The sequence below is a fragment of the Microbacterium sp. NPDC055312 genome (assembly GCF_053645675.1).
In genome coordinates this window covers 91228-114056 of the sequence record NZ_JBSHMU010000006.1, presented here as the reverse complement: position 1 = coordinate 114056, position 22829 = coordinate 91228, and the positions used below count along the sequence as shown (strand labels likewise).

The following is a 22829-nucleotide window of genomic DNA, read 5'->3' as shown; positions in this document are numbered from 1 at the left end:
GACATGAAGAGGCTCAATGCGACGAAGTCGCATTGAGCCTCTTCGTGTCAAGGTTGAGCGAGCTTGCGAGTCGAAACACCGAAAACACTGACGCCCCGCCACCGGACGGGGCGTTCGTTATTCCCGCGGGTGCACGTGCCGTTCGACCGATGTCTCGGCGCCGGGCAGCGCGCGGGCGAGGTCGTCCGCCGCGTCACCCCAGCGCGACACGCTGATCCGATCGAGTCCCTGCCAGAGCGCTGCACGCGCGAGCTCGTCAGCGACGCGCCCGGCATCCGTCTGCGGCACGGCGTGCTGTTCCCACCACGCCGACTGCACGCGCAGCGTCGACGCGGCCCGGTCGGCCTTGAGGTCGACGCGCCCGACCACGCGGTCGCCGACGAGCATCGGCAGGGAGTAGTACCCGTAGCGACGCCGGTCGGCGGGGACGTAGATCTCGATGCGGTAGTCGAAGTCGAACACCCGCAGCGCCCGATCCCGAAACCACACCACCGGGTCGAACGGGGTCAGCAGTGCTGCTCGATCGATGCGCCGGGGCAGCACCGCGTCACGATGCCGCCACGCAGGGATCGGTCTTCCCCCGCGCTCCCACCCGCGTACCCGGACCGGTTCCAGCTCACCCGAGTCGACCAGATCGGCCACCGCCGCTCGCACCGCGCTCTGATCCCGCAGCCGGTGGTAATCGTTCAGGTCGGCGATCGTCGCGACGCCGTACGAGCGCGCCGCGCGCCGCACCAGCTCGCGCACAGCGTCATCACGGGGAACGGCGGCCTCCCGGATCGCGGACGGGATGATCTGCGATGCCAGACCGTAGCGCCGCTCGAACCCGGCGCGGCCGGCGATCGCGACCTCGCCGCAGCGCCACAGGTGCTCGAGCGCGATCTTCGCGTCGTCCCAGTCCCACCACGAGCCGCGCTCGCGGGGCGCGTCGTCGCGCAGATCTGCGGGGCGCAGCGGGCCTCGTGCGCGCAGCTCGTCGCGCACCCAGTCGAGGGTCCGGCTGTGCACTCGGCCCCATCCACCCGGCCGCTCCGTTCGCGCGCGCCACTCCTGCATGCGGAAGTCCCACAGCGCCCAGTCCGCGATCGGCATGAACGTCGCCTCGTGGGCGAGATACTCCACGTAGTGAGTCGTCCGCGACACGAACGTGCGATCGAGCAGGGCGGGGTTGTACGGCCCCAGCCGCGAGAACATCGGCATGTAGTGGGAGCGGGCGAACACGTTGACCGAGTCGATCTGCAGCACTCCCAACTGCGACATCGCCCGGTGCAGGTGGCGCGCGGCCACGGCATCCGGCCGGCGTCGGGAGAACCCCTGCGCCGCCAGTGTCATGCGGCGCGCTTCGGTGGCGCTGAGGGTGTTCGAGGGTGGAGCCGTCACCGCGTCAGAGTAGCGCCACCCGCCGACATCCGGCGCGAGGGCGATTCGAGGCGTCAGTAGAATTGCACGATGAGCGACGATCCGAGGCCGCGGTTCCGCAACCCCTTCCGGTATCAGCCGCCCGTGCTCGGCCGCACGGTGGCGCCCAGGGCCGACGACGCTGTGCCTGCGCCCCTGCGCGTGACCGCCGCATACGCCTGGCGCCTGCTGGTGATCGCCGGCCTGATCGCGCTGTTCATCTGGCTGGTGATGCTGCTCAAGCTCCTGGTCATCCCGCTGCTGGTCGGCATCCTGGTCACGGCGCTGCTGTGGCCGGCCTTCCAGCTCATGCTGCGCGCGCACTTCCCCCGATGGCTGGCGATCGCGGTGACCGTTCTGGGGGCGCTGGGTGTGGTCACAGGGCTGTTCTGGCTGGTGATCTGGCAGGTGCGCACTCAGCTTCCCGACGTGCAGGCCAAGACGATGGATGCCATCCAGCAGGTGCGCACGTTCCTGCTCGACGGTCCGCTGCATCTCACGGAAGCGCAGATCGACGGCTACATCCAGCAGGGGATGGGCCTGCTGAACGAGCAGGCCGATCTGCTGCTGAACGGCGCGCTCGCCGTCACCGGAACAGCCGCGCACATCGTCACCGGCGCGCTGCTCTCGCTGTTCATCCTCATCTGCCTGCTCGCCGACGGCGCGGGTATCTGGCGGTGGACGCTCAAGCTGTTCCCGCGAATGGCACGCCCTGCGGCCGATGTGGCGGCGCGGAACGGATGGGCGACGGTGGTCGACTACGCGCGCACGCAGATGTTCGTCGCCGCCATCGACGCGGTGGGCATCGGCGTCGGTGCCGCGCTTCTGGGGGTGCCCATGCCCATCCCCGTCGCCGTGCTCGTCTTCCTCGGGTCGTTCGTGCCCATCGTGGGCGCCGTGGTCACCGGCGCAGTGGCGGTGTTCCTCGCTCTGGTGTACAACGGCCCGGTGATCGGGTTGCTCATGCTCGGCGTGGTGCTGCTGGTGCAGCAGCTCGAAGGTCACATCCTGCAGCCGATCCTGATGGGCTCGGCCGTCAAGGTGCACCCCCTGGCGGTCGTGCTCGTCGTGGCGGGCGGAGCGATGATCGCGGGCATCCCCGGCGCCCTGTTCGCTGTTCCGCTCGCCGCATTCGTCAACGTGGCGGCCGTCACCATCGGCTCGGGCGCATGGCGCACCGGGCGCGAACCGGCGCCTGAAGATCTCATCTGGAGCACAGTGCCGCGTGAGCGGCAGAGGAGGAATCGATGACCGCAGTCCCCAGCGTCGCCGCCGTCCCGAGCCTTGCCGAGTTCACCGCCGCGGCCGAGAGCCTCGCCGGTGTGATCTCCCGCACGCCGACCGAGCTGTCGCGCGCGCTCGGCGAGACGCTCGGCTCGCCCGTCATGCTCAAGATGGAGAACCTGCAGCGCACCGGGTCGTTCAAGATCCGCGGGGCGACCTACCGTCTGTCGCGTCTGACGGAGGAGGAGCGCTCCAGGGGTGTGGTGGCCGCCTCGGCGGGCAACCACGCGCAGGGCGTGGCACTCGCCGCTCAGATGCTGGGCATCCCGGCGACGATCTTCATGCCGCTCGGCGTGCCCGTGCCGAAGCTGCTCGCCACCCGCGGTTACGGCGCCGAGGTCGTGCTCGAGGGCGAGACGGTGGCGACATCGCTGCGCCTCGCCGCCGAGTTCGCCGAGCGCACCGGCGCCGTGCTGATCCACCCGTTCGACCATCGCGACATCGTCGTGGGCCAGGGCACGCTCGGCCTCGAGGTGATGGAGGATGTCCCGGACGTCGACACGGTGATCATGGGCATCGGCGGCGGCGGACTGATCGCCGGGGTCGCGGCCGCGGTGAAGGCAGGTGCTGCGGCGGCCGGCCGCACCGTGCGGGTCATCGGCGTGCAGGCCGAGAACGCGGCCGCGATGCCCCCGTCGCTGGAAGCGGGGACACCCGTCGAGATCCAGACGCATCCGACGATCGCCGACGGCATCCTGGTCGCGCGACCGGGAGACGTGCCGTTCGAGATCATCCGCGAACTCGTCGACGAGGTGGTCACGGTCACCGAAGACGACATCGCCCGAGCGCTGCTGGTGCTGCTCGAGCACGCCAAGGTCGTCGTCGAGCCCGCCGGCGCCGTGGGCGTGGCCGCGATCCTCGCCGGCAAGGTGCACGACGCGGGCGTGACCGTGCCGATCCTCTCCGGCGGAAACATCGATCCGATGCTGCTGCAGCGCGTCGTGGCGCACGGGCTGGCGGCATCCGGCCGGTACGCGACCGTGCGCGTGCCGCTTCCCGACCGACCCGGTCAGCTCGCGAAGGTGTCGGATCTGCTCGCGCAGGCGGGCGCCAACGTCATGGAGGTGCTGCACACCCGTCACGGGCACGGTCTGCAGATCAGCGACATGATCCTGCAGCTCTCGATCGAGACCCGCGGCCCCGAGCACACCGAACTCGCTCTTCAGACGCTTCGGCAGGCGGGTTTCGCGCCCGTCGTCGTGCCGGACTGACCGGGAAGACGCGGAACGGCGGGATGCCCTGGGGCACCCCGCCGTTCGTCGTTCTCGGCGCGTCAGCCGGTGTAGGTCTCGACGCCGGTGATCTCAACGCTGATGGCGCGGCCGTTGGGCGCCTCGTAGCTCGACTTGTCGCCGACCTTCAGGCCGATGATGGCCTGGCCGAGCGGGCTCGCCTCGCTGTACACGTCGAGATCGCCGCCGGCGGCGATCTCGCGGCTGCCGAGCAGGAAGACCTCTTCGTCGCCGGCGACGATCGCGGTGACCACGGTGCCCGGCTCGACGATGCCGCGGCTGGTGGGCGCCTCGCCGACCTTCGCCGTCTTCAGCAGCTGCTGCAGGGTGCGGATGCGCGCCTCCTGCTTGCCCTGTTCGTCCTTCGCGGCGTGGTAGCCGCCGTTCTCCTTGAGGTCGCCCTCTTCGCGGGCCGCTTCGATGCGGGCGGCGATCTCTTCACGGCCCACCGTCGAGAGGTGCTCGAGCTCGTCGACGAGCCGGTCGTAGGCCTCCTGGGTGAGGAAAGGTACCTGAGCGTCTGTGGACACAGCCTGCTCCTTCGGTGCGGGCCCCTTCGGGGGCTTCGGGGATCCGGGCCGTCTCGCGACCCGTGGGATATGAGAAGACGCCCCGGTATCGGCCGGGGCGTCGGTCATCTTTCGGATGATTCTAGGCGACCCAGCAAGTCTTCACCAAACCGGTGGTCGCCTCGGCGACGGTCGGGATGCCGACGGCGACGCCCTTGGTGTGGTGCTCGCCGCCGGCGATCTCGACGATCTTCCACCCGACGACGCCGAACTCCTCGTCGAGCGCCTCCACGGCGCACGCGACGTCGGCGCCCCGTGGCGCGGTGAACTGGAAGCGCAGGTCGACGCTGTGCGCGTCGACCACGGTGAAGCCGAGATCATCGGCATCCACCGCGTTCATCTGCTGCGCGACGATCGTCCAGCCGAGGGCGACGACGACCGCCAGGGCGGCGGCGCCGAAGATGATCCAGGGCAGGCGTCGCCGAGGCGTGCGGCCGTATCGTTCATCGAGTTCGCGCGCGGTGGTCACGTCTCTCCCGGGTCTGGACGGCGGATAGGCTGGAGTTCCAGGTTATTAGACCTGTGAGAAGAAGGCGGACCATGATCCTGTTCGGTGAGACCACCCCGATGCCGACGCCGTCGATGACGGTCGACCCGAACTCGGTGACGCCCGGGTTCGCGGGCTTCGCGATCATCGTCATCATCGTCGCGGCCGTCGTGCTGCTGATCTGGGACATGAACCGTCGCATCCGCAAGGTGCGCTACCGCGAAGAGGTGCGCGAAGAGCTGGATGCCGAAGAGGCGGCGCTGCGCGACCAGGCCGACCGCGACGACGACGGGCGCTGAGACCCGCGCGTCCCACGCCGATGGGCGTCACACGCCGACGCGCTCGAACGCGTCGAGGCTGATGCCCTGATCGAGGATGACCTTCGACCATTCCTTCGCGCTGTGCAGGCTGTGGTCGCGGTAGTTGCCGCATTCCACGGCCGAGACGCCGGGCACGTCGCTCCACTCGGCCGTGTCGGCGATGAACTCCAGGCTGCCGCGCACGGCTGCGACGACGTCGGCGACCGCGGGCTCTCTCCAGAAGATCGCGTGGAATCCGGTGCGGCATCCGAACGGCGAGATGTCGATCAGCCCGTCGATGCGGTCGCGGAGCACGCTCGCGAGCAGGTGCTCGATGGTGTGCAGACCCGCCGTGGGGATCTCACCCTCATTCGGCTGCACGAAGCGCACGTCGAAGTTCGAGATCGCATCGCCCTTCGGTCCGTGCTCGACGCTGATGAGTCGCACGTATGGCGCTCTGACGGCGGTGTGGTCCAGGGTGAAGCTCTCGACTTCGGCCATTGTCGCTCCTCTGCTCTGACGCGGAATTCGAGCGTAACCCGGGTCAGCCGCCGAAGCCCAGTGAGGGGGAGAGCGGATCGAGCGAGATGAGCAGGCACGCGGTCCAGTGGCAGAGGAAGGCGAGCACCGTGCACACGTGGAAGATCTCGTGGAACCCGAAATGCCCCGGCCAGGGGTTGGGCTTCTTCATCGCGTAGACCACCGCACCTGCGGTGTACAGCAGGCCTCCGACGCAGACGAGCACCATCATGGCGACGTTCGCCTGCAGCAGGTCGACCATGTACATCACCGCGGCCCAGCCGAGTGCGAGGTAGAGGGCGACGTACATCCAGCGCGGGGCGTTGATCCAGAACACCCGGAACAGGATGCCGAGCACCGTCCCGCTCCACACGACGATCAGCAGCACCAGGCCCTTCTGCGGAGGCAGGGCGAGTACCGCCAGAGGAGTGTACGTGCCGGCGATCAGCAGCAGGATGTTGGCGTGGTCGATGCGCTTGAGCACAGCCTTGGTCGTCGGACCCCAATCGAAGCGGTGGTACAGCGCCGAGTTGCCGAAGAGGAGCATCGAGGTGACCATGAAGACCGCCGCGGCCCACTTGGCAGGCGCCCCCTGGGCGACGGTGATGAGCACGGCGCCGGAGACGATCGCGACAGGGAAGGTGCCGGCGTGGATCCAGCCTCGCCAGGTCGGCCTCACCTCGACGACCGCGTCGACCGCGGCCGCTTCCATCAGGGGCAGCTCGGGGACGTCGGTGTTGTCAGAGGGGCGGGTGCTCACGCGCTCACTCTACGTTCGCGCGCATGCCGCCAGCAGTACATGTCCTGAGTGCGGCCGCAGGCTCAGGGTGGGTGGCGGTAGCGTAGGCACGTGACTGCACGCGAGAGCTCGGGACGGGGACCCCTCTATCGGCTCTACGGAAGACGCCTGCGGCGGCGGATCGACGTGTCGAAGGCGCCGCATCACGTCGCGATGATGATCGACGGCAACCGTCGATGGGCTCGTCAGCTCGGGTTCGACAGCGCCGCGGCCGGTCACCGCGCCGGGGCGGCGAAGATGCGTGAGTTCCTCGGCTGGTGTGATGAGCTGGGCATCGGGGTCGTCTCGCTCTACCTGCTCTCGGCCGACAACCTGCTCAAGCGCGACTCGAAGGAGATCGGCGACCTCATCGAGATCATCGCCGAGCTCGCCGACACGCTCGCCGAGCAGGGCGAGTGGCGGGTGCAGCACGTCGGGCGCGCCGACATCCTGCCGCCGGAGCTGGCGCGGGTGCTGGCGGAGGCGCAGGAGCGCACCAGCGGGCACAGCGGGCTGCATGTGAACCTCGCGGTCGGCTACGGCGGCCGCAACGAGATCGTCGACGCGGTGCGCAGCATCATCGGCAAGCACAACGCCTCGGGCGGCACCCTCGAGGATCTCGCCGAGCAGCTCACCCCCGAGATGATCGGCGAGCACCTGTACACCGGTGGCCAGCCCGACCCGGACCTCGTCATCCGCACGAGCGGTGAGCAGCGGCTGAGCGACTTCCTGCTGTGGCAGAGCGCGCACAGCGAGTTCTACTTCGTCGAGGCGCTCGGACCCGACCTGCGCGAGGTCGACTTCCTCCGGGCCATCCGCGACTTCGCCGACCGCGACCGCCGATACGGACGGTGACGCCGCCGGCCTCGGCATCCTGACCCTCGTCGTTCACCGGAACGTCACCGATCTGTTCCGCGTGTCTCCCGGCGTGCGCGCCGGGCGGAAGTACGTTCATGGCATCGGACACCGTGTCCGGTCGGGTCGGCCTCCAGGTTCGCGACTCGTGACCCTGGTCGACTCGCTGCAGAGCCGGGAGCACATCCCGAGTGGGAGTGGATCGTGACCACACGTACAGCACAGCAGCAGTCCACGTCAGCAGCCCGAGCCGTGTCACACGATGACACGGCTCTTCGCACATATGTGCTCGACACCTCGGTGCTGTTGAGCGATCCGCAGGCCCTGTTCCGCTTCGCCGAGCATTCGATCGTCCTCCCCGTGGTGGTGATCAGCGAGTTGGAGAGCAAGCGTCACGATCCCGAGCTCGGCTACTTCGCCCGGCGCGCGCTGCGCCATCTCGATGAGCTGCGCGTCGAGCACGGGCGCCTGGACTTCCCGATCGAGGTGGGTGACGGGGGGACTCTGCGCGTCGAGCTGGGCAATGTCGACATGTCGGTACTGCCGGCGGGCATCCGGCTCAGCGACAACGACAGTCGCATCCTCGCGACGGCGGCGCAGCTCGCGGGTGACGGGCAGAACGTCACGATCGTGTCGAAGGATCTGCCGATGCGGGTGAAGGCGGCTTCTCTCGGCCTCGCCGCGGAGGAGTATCTCGCCGAGCAGGCCGTGGATGCCGGATGGACCGGGATCACGACCGTCGACCTGTCGGGCGACGAGATGAGCGATCTGTACGAGAGCGAGGTCGGCCTCAGCGAGCAGGTGCGCGGGATGCCGGTGAACACCGGGCTGATCATCCACTCGGAGAGAGGCTCGGCGCTGGGCCGGGTCGTGGCCGACGGCGAGTACCGGCTGGTGCGCGGTGACCGCGAGGTGTTCGGGATGCACGGCCGCTCGGCAGAGCAGCGGATCGCCATCGACCTGCTGCTCGACCCCGAGGTCGGCATCGTGTCGCTCGGCGGGCGGGCCGGCACAGGCAAGTCCGCGCTGGCGCTGTGCGCGGGGTTGGAGGCGGTGCTCGAGCGGCAGCAGCAGAAGAAGATCATCGTGTTCCGTCCGCTGTTCGCCGTCGGCGGTCAGGAGCTCGGCTACCTGCCCGGAGACCAGGGCGAGAAGATGAACCCGTGGGGGCAGGCGGTGTTCGACACCCTCGGGTCGGTCGTCTCGGGCAACGTGCTGGAGGAGGTCATCGCGCGGGGAATGCTGGAGGTGCTGCCGCTCACGCACATCCGCGGCCGGTCGCTGCACGACGCCTTCGTGATCGTCGACGAGGCGCAGTCGCTGGAGCGCAACGTACTGCTGACGGTGCTGAGCCGGATCGGCCAGAACTCGCGCGTCGTGCTGACCCACGACGTCGGTCAGCGCGACAACCTGCGGGTGGGCCGGTACGACGGCATCGCGAGCGTGATCGAGACCTTGAAGGGACACGACCTGTTCGGGCATGTCACGCTGCAGCGCTCGGAGCGCTCGGCGATCGCAGCGCTCGTGACCGAGCTGCTGGAGGGCGCCGAGCTGAGCTGAGCCGCGCGGCGCGCGGGCGGCGGCGTCTGCTGCCGTCTGCCGTTGCCCGGTTACATTCCGGGGGCCGACACTCCAGATGACGGACGTTTCGTGGGAATCCGGCCGACATCTGGAGTGTCGGCCCCCGATTCGTCTCGCGTCGCGGGTGCTGGGCGGGTGCCGGGATGCCCGGATGCCGGATGCCCGGGTGCCGGGATGTCCGGATGCCGGATGCCCGGGTGCCGGGATGCGGGATGCCGGATGCCGAATGCCGGGGTGCCGGATGCCCGATGCCGGATGCCGGATGCCGGATGCCGGATGCCGGATGCCAGGGGCGCGTCCACGCCCGGCAGGAACGCGACGGACGAGAGTCGGCGGCGTGCGGTTTCGATGCCGCGCTGTGTCGGCACGGGCCTTTCCGGGGGAGCCGGGAGGGGGTCAGCAGCCGGGGGCGGAGGGCTGCTCCGCGCACGTGCGGGCGACGAGCGCGGTGCGGGCTTCGAAGATCCGGATCTGCTGCGTCGGCCCGGCGATGTCGAGCCGGCCCTCGATCGGGAACCATCCGGCACCCAGGTCGATCTCGGCGGTGTACGCGATGTCGACGCTCGCGTCGTAGGTACCGCGTGCAGCGTAGGTGTGGCTGGTGTCGGTCGGGGTGAACTGCGCCTGGCCGAGGCTCTCCCAGCTGGCGCCGGGCGACGAGGTGGTCTTCGGCTTCCCATGGCCGTAATGGAACGTGTACGCGACCGGTGTGAAGCGCACGTCGACCGGGAACCCGAACAGCTCGCCGGAACGAACGTGCGTCGCCGCCTCGGTCACGAAGTTCGTCGGCAGACCCGCCACCCCGAGATTGTCCGGCTCGCCGAGCACGGCGCCCTTCGCGGGGGAGAAGCTCGCGAGGTCGGTGATGGTGATCGGCGGCACTCCCGAGGAACTCGCGAGCTCCGCACGCTCGGCGTCACTCAAGACGACGACATCCCAACAACCCAGTCTCGTCCGCACCCCGGACAGTCCGCACCCATCGGAGGGCGCGGATTGGCGCGGGCTGTTGCCGATCTTGGCGTTCGAACCGCCCGACAGATCTTTTCCTGTACCCCGACCGTTTGAGGCGCCATCTGATGTCTTGGAGCCAGAGACCTGGATGCTGCCCGGACCTTTACCGATGAGTACATCGCCGCCGCCTACTCCTCCATCATCGCCTGGCGCACCTGCAGCAAGTACTAAAGTGATCAAGGCGGTAAGTCCGGCTCGACGTGCTACTAATCCTCGCATGATCGCGTTTCGTCTCTGTCGGCTCGCGCGATCAGCATGGTGTCGCCCTTGGCACGAAATTCGACCGTAAGTGAGTTCATTGAAGGTCGGTCTGGGGCCACCTGCGACTGCCCTGCCCCGTCCACGACGTCGGAGTCGCTAACGTCCACGCAAACATGCGCGCTGGCCTTTGCCTCTTCCGGATCGAAGCCCGTGCCTTCGAAACTTGCCAAGCGGACTTCCCCTGTCATACGGAGACCTTCGGCGTGCAACGCGGAGTATGTCCTCCGATCCGCGGCCTGGAAGTCCCCGATCGAGTGCCGATACAGCGCGTTGAATGTAGCCGGGTCAGCGAGATCGACTGCGTTCATCGCGTCGGTGTAAGCCCGATACGTCTCCTCCGCGGCGGCGTACGCCTCTTCATCCGTGGCGAAGGCGGCGGTCTTCGTGGGCTTCGGAGTCGGCTTCGGCTCAGGGGTGCAGGCCGACAGCATCCCGATCAGCAGACCGGCGGCGGCGAAGGCCGAGCCGGTGCGCACAAGGGTGGTCGTCATCGTCACCGCACCACGGTAACTCGGATCGTCCAAACCCCGGCGAAGTTATCCACAGCCCTGTTCACGCCCGCTGAGCCGTCCGCCGCAGTGCCGCCACGATCGACAGCTGCACCGTCGCCCAGTTGTGGATGATCTGGGCGTAGTCGAAGTGCAGCGTCTCGTATCCGAGGGCGGAGGCCGCGGCATCCCGATCCAGATCCTTGTGCCGCTCGGTCGGGCCGTCGTGATTCTCTTTACCGTCTGCTTCGATGATGAGGCGCCCGTCGACGACGAAGTCGACCCGTCCGACGCCGTCGATCACCACCTGGCAATCGAGCGCGATCCCCAGCAGATGAAGCCTCAGCCGCAGCAGCGACTCCAGGCCGCTGCCGGCATCCGCTCGGGCGAAGTCGACGAGCCACTTCGCGAAGGACGGCAGCGCCTCGCGGATGCGAGCGCGCGCAGACCTGGTGAGCTTCCGCTGCGCCAGCGCCGACTCGAGCGAGGCGAAGAACGACTCCTCACCCTCGCAGCGATACAGATGCAGCAGAGCGGTTTCGACGTCGACGACGCCGAAGCGCACACGCCCGCTGCGAAAGAAGTGGCTCACGCACTGGCATCCGGAGTGCGGATAGACGCGACCACGGTGGCCGACCCAGACATGCGGTGCCGTCTCGGGCGACATCACCCACACGCCCAGGTGTCGCAGGGCCGCGGCGCAGGTGAGCGATCCTCCGTGCCGTGCTGCCTCGCGCTCGCCGGAGGCGACTCCGGGCGCAGCGAAGACGCCCGGGCGCAACCGCTCGATCTGCCCGCTTCGCACCGCTTTGCTCAGCCGCATGCGCGTGACGCCGTAGTCCTGAAGCTGGGTACCCTGCGCGAGTCCACCGAGGCGGGTGAGCAGGTCGAGAGGATCGAACATCCCCTCAGCATCCGGGACGCGACGCGGCTGATTCGCCCTGTTCTCCGGAGATTGTGGACAACCCGCCCGATCGCCTGCATTGGGGATGGATACAGAACGGGGGCCGACACTCCAGATGAAGGACGGATCGTGGAGAAGCGTCCGACATCTGGAGTGTCGGCCCCCGGAATGTAACGCCGAAGGACGTGACGCCGAAGGGCCGGGGCCGGCTCAGCCCGGGTGGGTCATCGACAGGAGGTCGAGCTTCGCGTCGAGCTCCTCCTCCGAGATCTCACCGCGCTCGACATAGCCGAGATCGATGACCGCGTCGCGCACCGTGATGCCCTTGGCGACCGAGTGCTTGGCGATCTTCGCCGCAGCCTCGTAGCCGATGACCTTGTTCAGCGGCGTGACGATCGACGGGCTCATGCCGGCGAAGGCGGCGGCGCGCTCGACGTTGGCCTCGAGGCCGTCGATCGTCTTGTCGGCCAGCACGCGCACGGCGTTCGAGAGCAGGCGGATCGACTCGAGCAGCGCGGTTCCCATTACGGGGATCGCCACGTTCAGCTCGAACGAGCCCGACGCGCCCGCCCAGGCCATGGTCGCGTCGTTGCCGATCACGCGCGCGCACACCATGAGCACAGCCTCGGGGACGACCGGGTTGACCTTGCCGGGCATGATCGACGATCCGGGCTGCAGATCCGGGATGTGCAGCTCGCCGAGACCCGTGTTCGGGCCCGAGCCCATCCAGCGCAGGTCGTTGTTGATCTTCGTCAGCGACACGGCGATGGTGCGCAGCGCGCCGGATGCCTCGACGAGTCCGTCGCGGTTGGCCTGAGCCTCGAAGTGGTCCTTCGCCTCGGTGATCGGCAGCTCGGTCTCGGCCGCGAGCAGCTCGATGACCTTCTGCGGGAAGCCGAGCGGGGTGTTGATCCCGGTTCCGACGGCGGTGCCGCCGAGGGGGACCTCCGCCACGCGGGGCAGGGCCGACTGCACGCGCTCGATGCCGAGGCGGACCTGGCGGGCGTAGCCGCCGAACTCCTGGCCGAGCGTGACCGGGGTCGCGTCCATGAGGTGGGTGCGACCCGCCTTGACGACCGCCTTCCACAGCTCGGCTTTCGCCTCGAGGGCGACGGCGAGGTGGTCGAGCGAGGGGATGAGGGTGTCGATGAGCGCCTGCGTGACGGCGATGTGCACTGACGTCGGGAAGACGTCGTTCGACGACTGCGACGCGTTGACGTGGTCGTTCGGGTGCACGGCCGAGCCGAGGATTCCGGATGCCAGGTTCGCCAGCACCTCGTTCATGTTCATGTTCGACGAGGTGCCGGAGCCGGTCTGGTACGTGTCGACGGGGAACTCGCCGTCATGCTTGCCGGATGCCACCTCGTCGGCAGCCTGAGCGATCGCGTCCGCGATCGCGCCGTCGAGCGTGCCGAGCTGCTTGTTGGCGAGCGCTGCGGCCTTCTTGACCCGGGCGAGTGCGGCGATCTGCGTCGATTCGAGACCCTGGCCCGAGATCGGGAAGTTCTCAACGGCGCGCTGGGTCTGGGCGCTGTACAGCGCCGTCGCGGGCACGCGCACCTCACCCATGGTGTCGTGCTCGATGCGGTACTCGATGTCGGTCATGCCGATCCCTTCTCGGAAGCGGAGGCGATGGCCTCCGTGTCGATCCCCACAGTCACGACGGGCACCGCGGTGCCCTCTGCGAGGCGGTAGTTGGCGCCCACGATGCCCAGCCGGCCGTCGGCGACGGCGTTGCTGATCATCTCGGACGAGTGCAGCAGGTCTGCGACGGTATTGCGCAGGTGCTCGCGCCCGACCAGCTCGGCGTCGATGTCGGCGGGCGTCGTGCCGCCGGTCTCGGCGAGCACCTTGCGCGCTGCCGGGACGATCGGTGCGATGAGTTTCCAGATGCCGGCGGGAAGCGGGGCGGAGTCGATGGCGGTGCCGTCGATGGCCGCGCGCACCGCGCCGCACGAGTCGTGCGCGAGCACGACGATCAGCGGCACGTTCAGGATGCCGACCGCGTACTCCAGGCTGGCGACGATCGACTCGCCGATCACCTGTCCCGCGTTGCGGACGACGAACAGGTCGCCCAGGCCCTTGTCGAAGATGATCTCGGCGGCGAGGCGCGAGTCCGAGCATCCGAACAGCGTCGCGATGGGCGCCTGACCCTCCGCCAGCTCGTGGCGCTTGGAGACGTCCTGGTGCGGATGCGCCGGCGTGCCGGCGACGAATCGCCTGTTGCCGTCGAGCATCTCCCGCCAAGCCTCAGCGGGGGTGAGCGTTGCGGTCATTCGGCCTCCTCGAGGTCGTCGATCTGTGCGGACAGGGTCTCTGCCAGCTCGGCCGTCGCCTCGGGCGACTGCGAGCCGTACAGCAGGATGTAGTCGGGCCCGGCCTGGGTTCCGATCGCGTACGAGATGTTCGCGGAGCCGCGACCGCGCAGGTCGAACTCGTCCCACTCGCGACCGGCGATCGTCGTCGTGCCGTTGGGGGCCATGCCGTCGAGAACCTGCGGCGCCCAGGTCACGTCGGCGTCGAACGCCTGCGCCACGCGGACGAATCCGCGCGCGTCGTCGGCGGCGGGGGCGAGCGTGATCGTCCAGACACGGGTGCTGCCACCCGAGAGGGCGGCCTCGTTGACCCGCCAGTAGTCGTCGGCCTCGACGACGAGTGCGGGCCGCTGCATCGACGTCTCGACGTCTGCGGCGATCGCCGCGACGTCGATCGCCGGGCGGTCGGGAACCTCGCCGCGAGGAACTCCCAGCACAACGATCGCGACCACGGCGACCGTCACGATCAGCGCGGCGATGAGGTTGCGAAACGTCTGGCTCGAGCGGTAGACGCGGCTGGCCTCCGCCTTGCGGTCGGCGGTCTCCTGCGCGGTCTCGGGTCGCCCGAGACCTGCGACGACCCGCGGTTCCCGGCTCATTCGCCCGCTCCGCCGGATGCCGCGTCACGGGCCGCATCAAGCCGGCGCTTCGCGCCGAGCAGCCATTCCTCGCAACGGGCGGCCAGCGCCTCGCCGCGCTCCCACAGAGCCAGGGAGTGCTCGAGCGTGGGCGAGCCCTGCTCGAGCTCGGCGACCACGCGCACGAGCTCGTCGCGTGCCGCCTCGAACGACAGGTCTTCGAGAGGGGAGTCGCTGGGGGCAGTCACGCCCCCATCCTACCGGCGTGTCGACCATCGCCGACCCTGGGCTGTGCGCGAAAGCCCGGCGTGTGCGGGCCTCGAGGCCGATCAGCCGGCTTCGCGGATCCGCCCCTCCGACACGGCGCGGACGGAACCGCGGTCGACGGTCACGGTCATCGCCGTGCCCGCCGGTGCGTCGGACGCGTCGCTGAGGATGCGTCCGTCGTCGAGATGCGCGATGGCGTACCCGCGGGCGAGGGTGGCGGCGGGGGAGAGGGCGCGCAGCGAGGCGCGCAGCTCGGCGGTCGACCGGTGAGCGGCATCCAGCGCCCTGGTGACGGTGTCGCGGCCCCGGGATGCCAGCAGCCACACCTCCTGAGCGCGGTCGTCGATGATCGGGTCGGGCGAGCGCAGCACCGGACGCGAGCGCAGCTGCTCGAGCTGCGCGATGTCGTGCGAGACGCGCTGCGTCAGACGCGTAGTCGCCCGCGCGCGCAGCTGCGCGACGATCGCGCGCTGCTCACCGACATCCGGAACGACTCGCTTGGCGGCATCCGTCGGCGTCGAGGCACGCAGATCGGCGACGTCGTCGAGCAGCGGGTGGTCGTTCTCGTGCCCGATCGCGCTGACGACCGGAGTGGATGCCGCTGCCACCGCGCGCACGAGCCGCTCGTCGCTGAAGCCGAGCAGCGTCTGCGGGTCGCCGCCGCCGCGGGCGATGATGATGACGTCGACGTCGGGATCGGCATCCAGCCGCTGCAGCGCCGCGAGCACTTCGGGCACGCACCGGTCGCCCTGCACGGCGACATGCGCGGTGCGGAAGTGCACCTGCGGCCAGCGCAGCTCGGCGTTGCGGTGCACGTCCTTCTCGGCATCCGAGCGCTCGCCGGTGATCAGACCGATGCAGTGCGGCAGGAACGGCAGCGGCTTCTTACGGGAAGAGTCGAACAGGCCCTCCTGCCGCAGCTGCACACGCAGCTTCTCGAGCTTCTCGAGCTGGTCGCCGAGGCCAACGTGCTTCATCGCCGAGACGATGAAGCTGAAGTCGCCGCCCTTGACGAAGTAGTCGGCCTTGACGGCCGCGACGACGTGATCGCCGACGGCGAGGTCGGCGGGGATGCGCGGGCGCACGCTCGACCAGACGCGGATCGAGATCTGCGCGTCGGAGCGGGTGTCTTTGAGACGCGCGAAGACGTTGCCGCCGCGGAGGTTCCACGAGGTGATCTCGCCCTCGACCCAGACGGTGTTCCAGCGGGCGATGAAGTCGCGGATGGTGCCGTTCAGGCGCGCGACCGAGGTCGGCGCCGCCGGGGTCGAGTCGCGCGGGGCGACCGAATCTGCGGGTGGTGGTTCGCCAGGGATCGCGGTGGCTTCGAAGACGGTCACCCGGCCATTCTTCCGGATGCCGCCGACACGGCGACCCGGGCGGGGCCGTCGATGCATTCCGGATGCCGCCGACACCGCGAGCCGCGCGGGCGTGGCGATACATTTCGGGGGCTGCCGACACGGCGACCCGCGCGGGCGTGGCGATGCATTTCGGGGGCCGACACTCCAGATGTCGGACGGATGCTGCGAATCGGGCCGACATCTGGAGTGTCGGCCCCCAGGGTGGCGCGGCCCTAGAGGTGCGGCGGCACCCGGAGCGGCGCGGCCCCAGGACCGCGCAGCCCCGGACCGCTCCCGGCCCGTGAACAGGTGGCGTCGGTAGACTGGAGGGGTGAGTTCAACCGCCGTCTCGCTGCCTGTGCCGCACATTCCGACCCGTCGTCGCGCCGTCGAGCGCGCCCGTCTCGAGAACCGTCCGGTCGACGGTGAGAAGCGCGTGCTGCTGGCCGCTCCGCGCGGCTACTGCGCGGGCGTCGACCGTGCCGTCGTCGCGGTCGAGAAGGCGCTCGAGCGCTACGGAGCCCCGGTGTACGTGCGCAAGCAGATCGTGCACAACATCCACGTCGTCACCGAGCTCGAGAAGAAGGGCGCCATCTTCGTCGAGGAGGTCGACGAGGTGCCGGAGGGCGCCCACGTCGTCTTCAGCGCGCACGGCGTCTCGCCGGCAGTCGTGCAGGGCGCTGCCGACCGGGGACTGCACGCGATCGACGCCACGTGCCCGCTGGTCACGAAGGTGCACCGTGAGGCCGTGCGCTTCGCCCGCGACGACTTCGAGATCCTGCTGATCGGGCACGACGGCCACGAAGAGGTCGAGGGCACGGCGGGCCACGCCCCCGAGCGCGTCACGATCGTCAACTCGCCCGACGAGGCCGACACCGTGGTCGTGAAGGACCCGAGCAGGGTCGTCTGGCTGTCGCAGACGACGCTCTCGGTCGACGAGACCATGGAGACGGTGAACCGGCTGCGCACCCGCTTCCCCGAACTGCAGAACCCGCCGTCGGATGACATCTGCTACGCCACGCAGAACCGGCAGGTCGCGATCAAGAAGATCGCCAAGGACTCCGACCTCGTGATCGTGGTCGGCTCGGCGAACTCGTCGAACAGCGTGCGTCTGGTCGAGGTCGCGCTCGAGTACGGCGCCAGGGCGGCGTACCGCGTCGACTACGCCGACGAGGTCCGCCAGGAATGGCTCGACGGAGTGCGCACGATCGGCGTGACCAGCGGCGCCTCGGTGCCCGAGGTGCTCGTGCGCGAGGTTCTCGATGCACTCGACGAGGCCGGCTACGCCGACGTCGAAGAGGTGCGCACCGCAGAGGAGGACCTCATGTTCTCGCTGCCGAAGGAGCTTCGACAGGATCTCTCCGGCAAGCGCGACGAGCGCGCCCTGGGCGGGCGGGTCTCGCGCCCATGAGCGTCGACCGGCCGCAGTACGGCGAATACGCGTCCCCCGAGGAGCAGCGTGCGCGCGCCGGGCTGCCACCGCTGAACGCCGACCCGTCGGCATCCGCATCCGCTGCTGCTCCGGCACCGACCCCCGCGGCGGATGCCGGACGACCAGCCGCCGCACGGCCGGCGGCACCACGTCCGGCGGGGCGTCTGGTGACTCTCGTGCTGCTGGGTCTCGGCCTGGTGAACGTGCTGTCGTCGATCCCGCAGTTCGTGAACATGTCGTCGACGCTGACCGAGTCGATGAAGATGATCGGGATAGACGGAGAGTTCACGAACTACGCCGCAGCGCGCACCTGGGGCGTCGTCGCCGTCGTCATCCTGCTGGCCGGCTACGCGGCCACGGCGTGGTTGTCGTTGCGTCAGCTGAAGCGCGGCAAGCCGGCGTGGTGGATCCCGCTGGTCGGATTCGTCGTCACGATGTCGCTGGTCTCGGCCTGCGTCTCGATCGTGATGTTCAGCGACCCCGCCTTCACCACGGGGCTGCTCACCCCTCCCGCCGGGTAGCCTCGAGGGATGCCAGCAGAGCAGATCGCGTTCCACGTCAGCTACGCCTCGGTCGCATCCGCCGCGGGCGATGACCCGACCACGGCGGCCGCCGAGGTGCTGCGCGGCGAGCGCGTGCTCGCGGCCTCCCGCGGCTTCGACGGGGAAGAGGCCGTCTTCCTGATCCCGGTCACCGAGAGCGGCCACATCGTGGCGCTCGACGACGACGGCAGGCTGCGATTCGACCTGAGCGCGCTCGCGCTGCAGCAGCTGTTCGAAGCCGAGGCCCTCACCCTGCACCTCGGCTCGTCCGACGACGCTCTTGAAGAGGTCGACCAGGAACTCGACGAGGAGTTCGGTGCGGCGTTCGAGCAGCTCGACGACCCCGCAGCGGCCTCAGACGACCTCGGCGGATTCGGGATGCCCGATTCGGACGGGGATGTCGATTTCGGCGTCCTGCCGGTGCAGGTCGCGGAGTTCTCGCGGCGCGGTCCCTGGGGTGCGCGGATCACCGCGCAGATGACCGGCGTCGACGTCGACTACCTCGAGGACGGAACCTGGTCGCTGTACCGCTACGCCACCGACCAACCGCACGTGGCGATCTCCGGCGGCGGCGCCGACGAGCCGATCATCGAGCTGAACCTGCCGCAGCACGGTGAAGCGTGGCTCGAGGTCACGACAGGCGGTCGCACCGGCATGTTCTGGCCGAACATCGAGCGGCTCACCGAGCCTGTGCTCGACATCGACGCGATCGCGGTGCCCGAGAGCGCCGATGTCTACCGCCGGATGCTTCGTGAAGCCGACGGTGCCGCCGACGAGCTGCAGGAACTCGCGCTCGGCGACGCGGTCGATGTCGACGCGGCTCTGCGCGCCTGCGCTCCCGAAGCGCTCGGCGGAGTGACCGGCGAGCTCGAGCGCGTCCGGGCGCTCGTGGCAGCCTTCGGTGTTCCCGAGTCGCTCATCGCCGCGGCGGTCGACGAGCGTCCGGCCGGTCGCCGCTTCATCCCACGGGGCTGGCCGCGCACCGTGGCCGATCTCGCCGTCGCCGGCATCGGCGAAGCCACGGCGCTGACGCTGCGGGACCGGCCGCTGCCGCGCGCCGCACGGTTCCTGCGCGAGCGTCCCGCGATCGGCGCCGCGGTCAGCGTCACCGAACTCGCCGCCGGTCTCGCGGCCGCCCGCACCCGCTCTCCGCTGTGGCGCGGGCTCGGCGTGCTGATGGTCATCGACGCGGTGATCGATCTGGCGATCTGGGTGCGCCGAACCGTCATACGCTGAGCGCGCGCAGCCGACCGCTCAGACGCTTCCCCACACCGCGCGAGCCCCGGCATCGCCCGTGAGCACCGTCACGACGATCGCGCCGACGGCCGCGACCACCGCGGCGGCGGGAACGATGACCGCGACGATCCGCCTGACGTTCGCACGGTGCAGTCGCGGCCGCACCCGCTCGAGCATCGAGACGGCGATCGCGGCGATCAGCAGCGCGATCGTCCACGGGATGAGCATCTCGCCCAGCGCCGCGTGACGCGAGATGGCCGGTGTCCTGCCGACGGTCTCCGCGAGCGCTCCGCCGGCGGTGACGGTGAGCGGCACGAGTCCCGCGACCAGCAGCGCGGCGATCGGCGGTGCATAGCCGAGCCGTCTGCGCGCGGCCGGCCACAGCGCGGCGAGGGCGACCGCCAGCGCGGTGAGCGGGGTGAGCACCACGACGGCGTGCACGAGAAGCGGATGCAGCGGCAGCCCCGCGATGCGGAACGCGTCGGCGTCGACGAAGATGTCCATACGGTGAGAACGGCATGCGGGCCGGTCCGGTTCACCGGTGAACCGAACTGCTCCCCGTCTCGTGTCCATGGTGAGGAGGCGATCCGTGACACGACAGGACGATGAGCGACTGACCGCACTGTACGAGCTGCACGCCGGACCCATCCGGCGCTACGTCGTGAGCATCACCGGCAGGGGAGGCGCCGCCGATGACGTCGTGCAGGAGACCCTGCTGCGTGCCTGGCGCACGCCGCGCATCCTGGAACAGGATCCGGCGACGTCACGCGCGTGGATGATCACCGTCGCGAGGCACATCGTCATCGACGAGGCGCGCAGCGCGCGGCAGCGTCACGAGAGCTCGGTCGCCGAGCTGCCCGAGCGGGTCGCCGACGACGAGACGGACCGGCTCTTCGACGCCCTGCTCATTCAGGATGCCCTGGCCGCGCTGAGCGCCGAGCACCGCGACGTGGTCGTCTCGGCCTATTACCGCGGCCGCAGCGTCGCGGAGGCGGCGTCGGAGCTGGGCATCCCCGAAGGAACCGTGAAGTCGAGGATGCACTACGGGCTGCGGGCGCTGCGTCTCGCGCTGCAGGAGAGAGGGGTGACCCGGTGAACGCCGAACACGAACGCTACGCGACATGGGATGCCGCGTACGCGCTCGGCGCCCTGTCGACGTCGGAGCGCGCCGACTACGAGCGGCACCTCGCCGACTGCCCGCGCTGCCGGGAGGCCGTGGCCGAGCTCGCGCCGACTGTCGCGCTGCTCTCGCGTCTCGGCGCGGAGGAGGCCGAGCGGGCGACGGATGCCGGTGACGCCGGCCCCGTGCGCGTGCTGGCCGCCGCGCGGGAGCGGCATCGCACGCGGCGGCGCATCGGCGCGTGGGCTGCGGGGATCGCCGCCGCCGTCGTGGTGGCGACGGTCGTCTCGGTGTCTGCGCTGGCGCCGAGGCCGGCCGAGGCGATCGCGCTGGAGCCGGTGGACGGTGCTCCGGTGACCGCATCGGTCGCGATGAGCACGGTGCCGTGGGGCACGAAGCTCGACGTGGAGTGCGAGTACGACGGCGCCGCTCGCTATGGTGCGACAGGGGCGTACGCGCTCGCCGTGATCGGCGCCGACGGCCAGAGCACCACGCTCTCGAACTGGACGGTGACGCCCGGCGCGACGGCGCGACTGTCGGCCGGAACGGCGCTGCGGAAAGACGACATCAGAGCGATCGAGATCCGCGACTCCGACGGACGCGTGATGGTGCGCCGCGAATTCGAGTGAACTGCGACGCCGCGCATCTCGTGTCATGAAGAGAGCCCCGGCGACCTCGCCGGGCCGACGAAGGGACCTGATCATGCGCAAGGCACTCGCCATCGGGGGCATCGCTCTCGCCCTGCTTCTGGCCGGATGCAGCACTCCGGGCACCTCCGGGCCGGCATCGGACGCCGGCGGCTCGGGCTACGGCACTGCATCGAGCGAGGCGTCGGCATCCGCGGCATCCGGCACCGACCTGATGGTCGCCGACACGTCGCTCGGCGAGGTCGTCGTCGACGGCAAGGGCATGACGCTCTACATGTTCGACGACGACACCCAGGGCGGCGACACGACCGCCTGCACCGGCGCGTGCCTGCAGAACTGGCCGCCGCTGATCGCTGCGGGTGAGAAGCCGAAGGCCGACGGAGTCACCGGCGAGCTCGGAACGATCAAGACCGCCGACGGCAGGATGCAGGTGACGCTGAACGGCTGGCCGCTGTACTACTTCGCCGGCGACAGCGCCGCCGGCGACGTCAACGGCCAGGGCGTCAAGGACGTCTGGTGGGTGCTGAGCCCCGCAGGGGAGCGGATGGCCGGCTGAGACGAGGGAGGGATGCCCGGGACCTGAGGTCCCCGGCATCCCTCTCTGCTGTGCCTGTGGTCAGCTCTTGGGCTGAGCCCGTGGTCAGCTCTTGGACTGGCCGTACGAGCCGAGCTGGCGGGTCGACTCGACCACGCGGGCAGCCATCGCGGTCTCGGCGATCTTGCCCCAGGCGCGCGGGTCGTACTGCTTCTTGTTGCCGACCTCGCCGTCGACCTTCAGGACGCCGTCGTAGTTCTTGAACATGTAGTCGGCGATCGCACGCGTGTAGGCGTACTGCGTGTCGGTGTCGATGTTCATCTTGATCACGCCGTTCGCGACCGCGAGGGCGATCTCGTCGTCGCTCGAGCCCGAGCCGCCGTGGAAGACGAGGTCGAGCGGCTTGGGGCCGGTGCCGTACTTCGCGGCGACCTCGGCCTGGATCTCGCCGAGCAGTTCGGGGCGCAGCTTCACACCACCGGGCTTGTAGACGCCGTGCACGTTGCCGAAGGTGAGGGCGGCGATGTAGCGGCCCTGCTCGCCGAGGCCCAGCGCCTGGATCGCCTGGTCGACGTCGGCGAAGGTGGTGTACAGCGCGTCGTTCGAGCCCTCGTGGGCGACGCCGTCCTCCTCGCCGCCGACGACGCCGATCTCGATCTCGAGGATGGCGTTGATCGCCTTCATGCGGGGCAGCAGCTCCTTGGCGATCTGGATGTTCTCGTCGAGCGGCACGGCCGAGCCGTCCCACATGTGCGACTGGAAGATCGGGTTGCGGCCCGCCTTCACCTCTTCTTCGGATGCCGCGATCAGCGGCTCGACGAAGCCGCCCAGGGCATCCTTCGGGCAGTGGTCGGTGTGCAGCGCGACGGTCACGGGGTAGTTCTTGGCGACCTCGGTCGCGTAGCGCGCGAACGCGAGAGCGCCGGTCGCGCGGGCCTTGACGGTGTGACCGGCGAAGTAGTCGGCACCGCCCGTGGTGACCTGGATGATGCCGTCGGAGCCGGCCTCGGTGAGGCCCTGCAGCACGGAGTTGATCGTCTGCGAGCTCGAGACGTTGAAGGCGGGGTATGCGAAACCACCGGCCTTCGCGCGGTCGAGCATCTCTGCGTACTGTTCCGGAGTGGCGACGGGCATGAGTTCTCCTGCTTCTG

General features: G+C 69.6%; 27 protein-coding genes. 11 read left to right on the top strand and 16 right to left on the bottom strand.

Annotation, left to right across the window (positions count from 1 at the left end):
* Nucleotides 1-117 precede the first annotated feature (117 nt).
* On the bottom strand, nucleotides 118-1332 hold the full coding sequence (locus ACWIDW_RS13390; protein ID WP_454125817.1) for a winged helix-turn-helix domain-containing protein: 1215 nt from the start codon (nucleotides 1330-1332) through the stop codon (nucleotides 118-120).
* A gap of 117 nt (nucleotides 1333-1449) precedes the next feature.
* Here ACWIDW_RS13390 and ACWIDW_RS13385 point away from each other — a divergent pair, with 117 nt between their 5' ends.
* Together ACWIDW_RS13385 and ilvA are read left to right on the top strand one after the other, a co-directional pair.
* The gene (locus ACWIDW_RS13385) at nucleotides 1450-2649 is read left to right on the top strand and encodes an AI-2E family transporter (RefSeq protein ID WP_454125811.1); all 1200 of its coding nucleotides are present in this window, start codon (nucleotides 1450-1452) and stop codon (nucleotides 2647-2649) included.
* Complete coding sequence (gene ilvA, locus ACWIDW_RS13380) at nucleotides 2646-3893, top strand: threonine ammonia-lyase (RefSeq protein WP_454125810.1); 1248 nt, start codon at nucleotides 2646-2648, stop codon at nucleotides 3891-3893. Before ACWIDW_RS13385 ends, ilvA begins: the two co-directional genes overlap by 4 nt.
* A 62-nt stretch (nucleotides 3894-3955) precedes the next feature.
* Here the strand turns inward: ilvA and greA are convergent, their stop codons facing one another.
* Together greA and ACWIDW_RS13370 are read right to left on the bottom strand one after the other, a co-directional pair.
* Entirely contained in the window at nucleotides 3956-4444 is a 489-nt protein-coding gene (greA, locus tag ACWIDW_RS13375; protein ID WP_454125809.1) for a transcription elongation factor GreA, read from the bottom strand.
* Between the two features lie 121 nt (nucleotides 4445-4565).
* Nucleotides 4566-4952: a DUF4307 domain-containing protein gene (locus ACWIDW_RS13370; RefSeq protein ID WP_454125808.1), complete on the bottom strand. Its 387-nt coding sequence runs from the start codon at nucleotides 4950-4952 to the stop codon at nucleotides 4566-4568.
* Nucleotides 4953-5023: 71 nt separating this feature from the next.
* On the opposite strand from ACWIDW_RS13370, the gene ACWIDW_RS13365 reads away from it, so the two are divergent.
* On the top strand, nucleotides 5024-5269 hold the full coding sequence (locus ACWIDW_RS13365) for a hypothetical protein (RefSeq protein ID WP_454125807.1): 246 nt from the start codon (nucleotides 5024-5026) through the stop codon (nucleotides 5267-5269).
* Nucleotides 5270-5296: 27 nt separating this feature from the next.
* Here the strand turns inward: ACWIDW_RS13365 and ACWIDW_RS13360 are convergent, their stop codons facing one another.
* On the bottom strand, nucleotides 5297-5770 hold the full coding sequence (locus tag ACWIDW_RS13360) for an S-ribosylhomocysteine lyase (RefSeq protein WP_454125806.1): 474 nt from the start codon (nucleotides 5768-5770) through the stop codon (nucleotides 5297-5299).
* 43 nt (nucleotides 5771-5813) lie between these two features.
* Nucleotides 5814-6500: a PAQR family membrane homeostasis protein TrhA gene (gene trhA, locus ACWIDW_RS13355; RefSeq protein WP_454125816.1), complete on the bottom strand. Its 687-nt coding sequence runs from the start codon at nucleotides 6498-6500 to the stop codon at nucleotides 5814-5816.
* 138 nt (nucleotides 6501-6638) lie between these two features.
* Between trhA and ACWIDW_RS13350 the strand changes: the two genes are divergently transcribed.
* Nucleotides 6639-7421: an isoprenyl transferase gene (locus ACWIDW_RS13350; protein ID WP_454125805.1), complete on the top strand. Its 783-nt coding sequence runs from the start codon at nucleotides 6639-6641 to the stop codon at nucleotides 7419-7421.
* Nucleotides 7422-7625: 204 nt separating this feature from the next.
* The gene (locus ACWIDW_RS13345; RefSeq protein ID WP_454125804.1) at nucleotides 7626-8981 is read left to right on the top strand and encodes a PhoH family protein; all 1356 of its coding nucleotides are present in this window, start codon (nucleotides 7626-7628) and stop codon (nucleotides 8979-8981) included.
* A gap of 50 nt (nucleotides 8982-9031) precedes the next feature.
* Here the strand turns inward: ACWIDW_RS13345 and ACWIDW_RS13340 are convergent, their stop codons facing one another.
* The 9 genes from ACWIDW_RS13340 to xseA form a co-directional block, all read right to left on the bottom strand.
* Nucleotides 9032-9370 (bottom strand): hypothetical protein, encoded by a 339-nt coding sequence (locus tag ACWIDW_RS13340; RefSeq protein ID WP_454125803.1) that lies wholly within the window; start codon nucleotides 9368-9370, stop codon nucleotides 9032-9034.
* Between the two features lie 28 nt (nucleotides 9371-9398).
* The gene (locus ACWIDW_RS13335; RefSeq protein ID WP_454125802.1) at nucleotides 9399-9926 is read right to left on the bottom strand and encodes a hypothetical protein; all 528 of its coding nucleotides are present in this window, start codon (nucleotides 9924-9926) and stop codon (nucleotides 9399-9401) included.
* 293 nt (nucleotides 9927-10219) lie between these two features.
* A complete protein-coding gene (locus ACWIDW_RS13330) occupies nucleotides 10220-10771 on the bottom strand; it encodes a hypothetical protein (RefSeq protein WP_454125801.1) in 552 nt (183 codons plus the stop codon).
* Between the two features lie 55 nt (nucleotides 10772-10826).
* A complete protein-coding gene (locus ACWIDW_RS13325; RefSeq protein WP_454125800.1) occupies nucleotides 10827-11666 on the bottom strand; it encodes a DUF559 domain-containing protein in 840 nt (279 codons plus the stop codon).
* Nucleotides 11667-11876: 210 nt separating this feature from the next.
* Nucleotides 11877-13271, bottom strand: coding sequence for a class II fumarate hydratase (locus ACWIDW_RS13320; protein WP_454125799.1), 1395 nt, complete (start codon nucleotides 13269-13271; stop codon nucleotides 11877-11879).
* Nucleotides 13268-13942 (bottom strand): carbonic anhydrase, encoded by a 675-nt coding sequence (locus ACWIDW_RS13315; protein ID WP_454125798.1) that lies wholly within the window; start codon nucleotides 13940-13942, stop codon nucleotides 13268-13270. Before ACWIDW_RS13315 ends, ACWIDW_RS13320 begins: the two co-directional genes overlap by 4 nt.
* On the bottom strand, nucleotides 13939-14580 hold the full coding sequence (locus ACWIDW_RS13310) for a DUF4245 family protein (RefSeq protein WP_454125797.1): 642 nt from the start codon (nucleotides 14578-14580) through the stop codon (nucleotides 13939-13941). The genes ACWIDW_RS13315 and ACWIDW_RS13310 overlap by 4 nt, the downstream gene beginning before the upstream one ends.
* Complete coding sequence (locus ACWIDW_RS13305) at nucleotides 14577-14807, bottom strand: exodeoxyribonuclease VII small subunit (protein ID WP_452323417.1); 231 nt, start codon at nucleotides 14805-14807, stop codon at nucleotides 14577-14579. The genes ACWIDW_RS13310 and ACWIDW_RS13305 overlap by 4 nt, the downstream gene beginning before the upstream one ends.
* An 81-nt stretch (nucleotides 14808-14888) precedes the next feature.
* Complete coding sequence (gene xseA, locus ACWIDW_RS13300) at nucleotides 14889-16166, bottom strand: exodeoxyribonuclease VII large subunit (protein WP_454125796.1); 1278 nt, start codon at nucleotides 16164-16166, stop codon at nucleotides 14889-14891.
* A gap of 367 nt (nucleotides 16167-16533) precedes the next feature.
* On the opposite strand from xseA, the gene ACWIDW_RS13295 reads away from it, so the two are divergent.
* From ACWIDW_RS13295 to ACWIDW_RS13285, 3 genes are read left to right on the top strand one after another with little or no spacing between them, the layout of a single operon-like run.
* Complete coding sequence (locus tag ACWIDW_RS13295; RefSeq protein WP_454125815.1) at nucleotides 16534-17577, top strand: 4-hydroxy-3-methylbut-2-enyl diphosphate reductase; 1044 nt, start codon at nucleotides 16534-16536, stop codon at nucleotides 17575-17577.
* Entirely contained in the window at nucleotides 17574-18119 is a 546-nt protein-coding gene (locus ACWIDW_RS13290) for a DUF6264 family protein (RefSeq protein WP_454125795.1), read from the top strand. The genes ACWIDW_RS13295 and ACWIDW_RS13290 overlap by 4 nt, the downstream gene beginning before the upstream one ends.
* A gap of 9 nt (nucleotides 18120-18128) precedes the next feature.
* Nucleotides 18129-19376, top strand: a complete 1248-nt coding sequence (locus ACWIDW_RS13285) for a hypothetical protein (protein ID WP_454125794.1) — start codon at nucleotides 18129-18131, stop codon at nucleotides 19374-19376.
* A gap of 18 nt (nucleotides 19377-19394) precedes the next feature.
* Here the strand turns inward: ACWIDW_RS13285 and ACWIDW_RS13280 are convergent, their stop codons facing one another.
* Nucleotides 19395-19880 carry a hypothetical protein gene (locus tag ACWIDW_RS13280; RefSeq protein ID WP_454125793.1) on the bottom strand — a complete coding sequence of 162 codons (486 nt, stop codon included), beginning with the start codon at nucleotides 19878-19880 and terminating at the stop codon, nucleotides 19395-19397.
* A 67-nt stretch (nucleotides 19881-19947) separates the two neighbouring features.
* Here ACWIDW_RS13280 and ACWIDW_RS13275 point away from each other — a divergent pair, with 67 nt between their 5' ends.
* From ACWIDW_RS13275 to ACWIDW_RS13265, 3 genes are all read left to right on the top strand, one after another.
* Nucleotides 19948-20472, top strand: a complete 525-nt coding sequence (locus ACWIDW_RS13275; RefSeq protein ID WP_454125792.1) for a sigma-70 family RNA polymerase sigma factor — start codon at nucleotides 19948-19950, stop codon at nucleotides 20470-20472.
* Nucleotides 20469-21125, top strand: coding sequence for a zf-HC2 domain-containing protein (locus ACWIDW_RS13270; protein ID WP_454125791.1), 657 nt, complete (start codon nucleotides 20469-20471; stop codon nucleotides 21123-21125). The genes ACWIDW_RS13275 and ACWIDW_RS13270 overlap by 4 nt, the downstream gene beginning before the upstream one ends.
* 73 nt (nucleotides 21126-21198) lie before the next feature.
* Entirely contained in the window at nucleotides 21199-21699 is a 501-nt protein-coding gene (locus ACWIDW_RS13265; protein ID WP_454125790.1) for a COG4315 family predicted lipoprotein, read from the top strand.
* A gap of 84 nt (nucleotides 21700-21783) precedes the next feature.
* On the opposite strand, the gene fbaA is transcribed toward ACWIDW_RS13265, so the two are convergent.
* A complete protein-coding gene (fbaA, locus tag ACWIDW_RS13260) occupies nucleotides 21784-22812 on the bottom strand; it encodes a class II fructose-bisphosphate aldolase (protein WP_454125789.1) in 1029 nt (342 codons plus the stop codon).
* Nucleotides 22813-22829 lie beyond the last annotated feature (17 nt).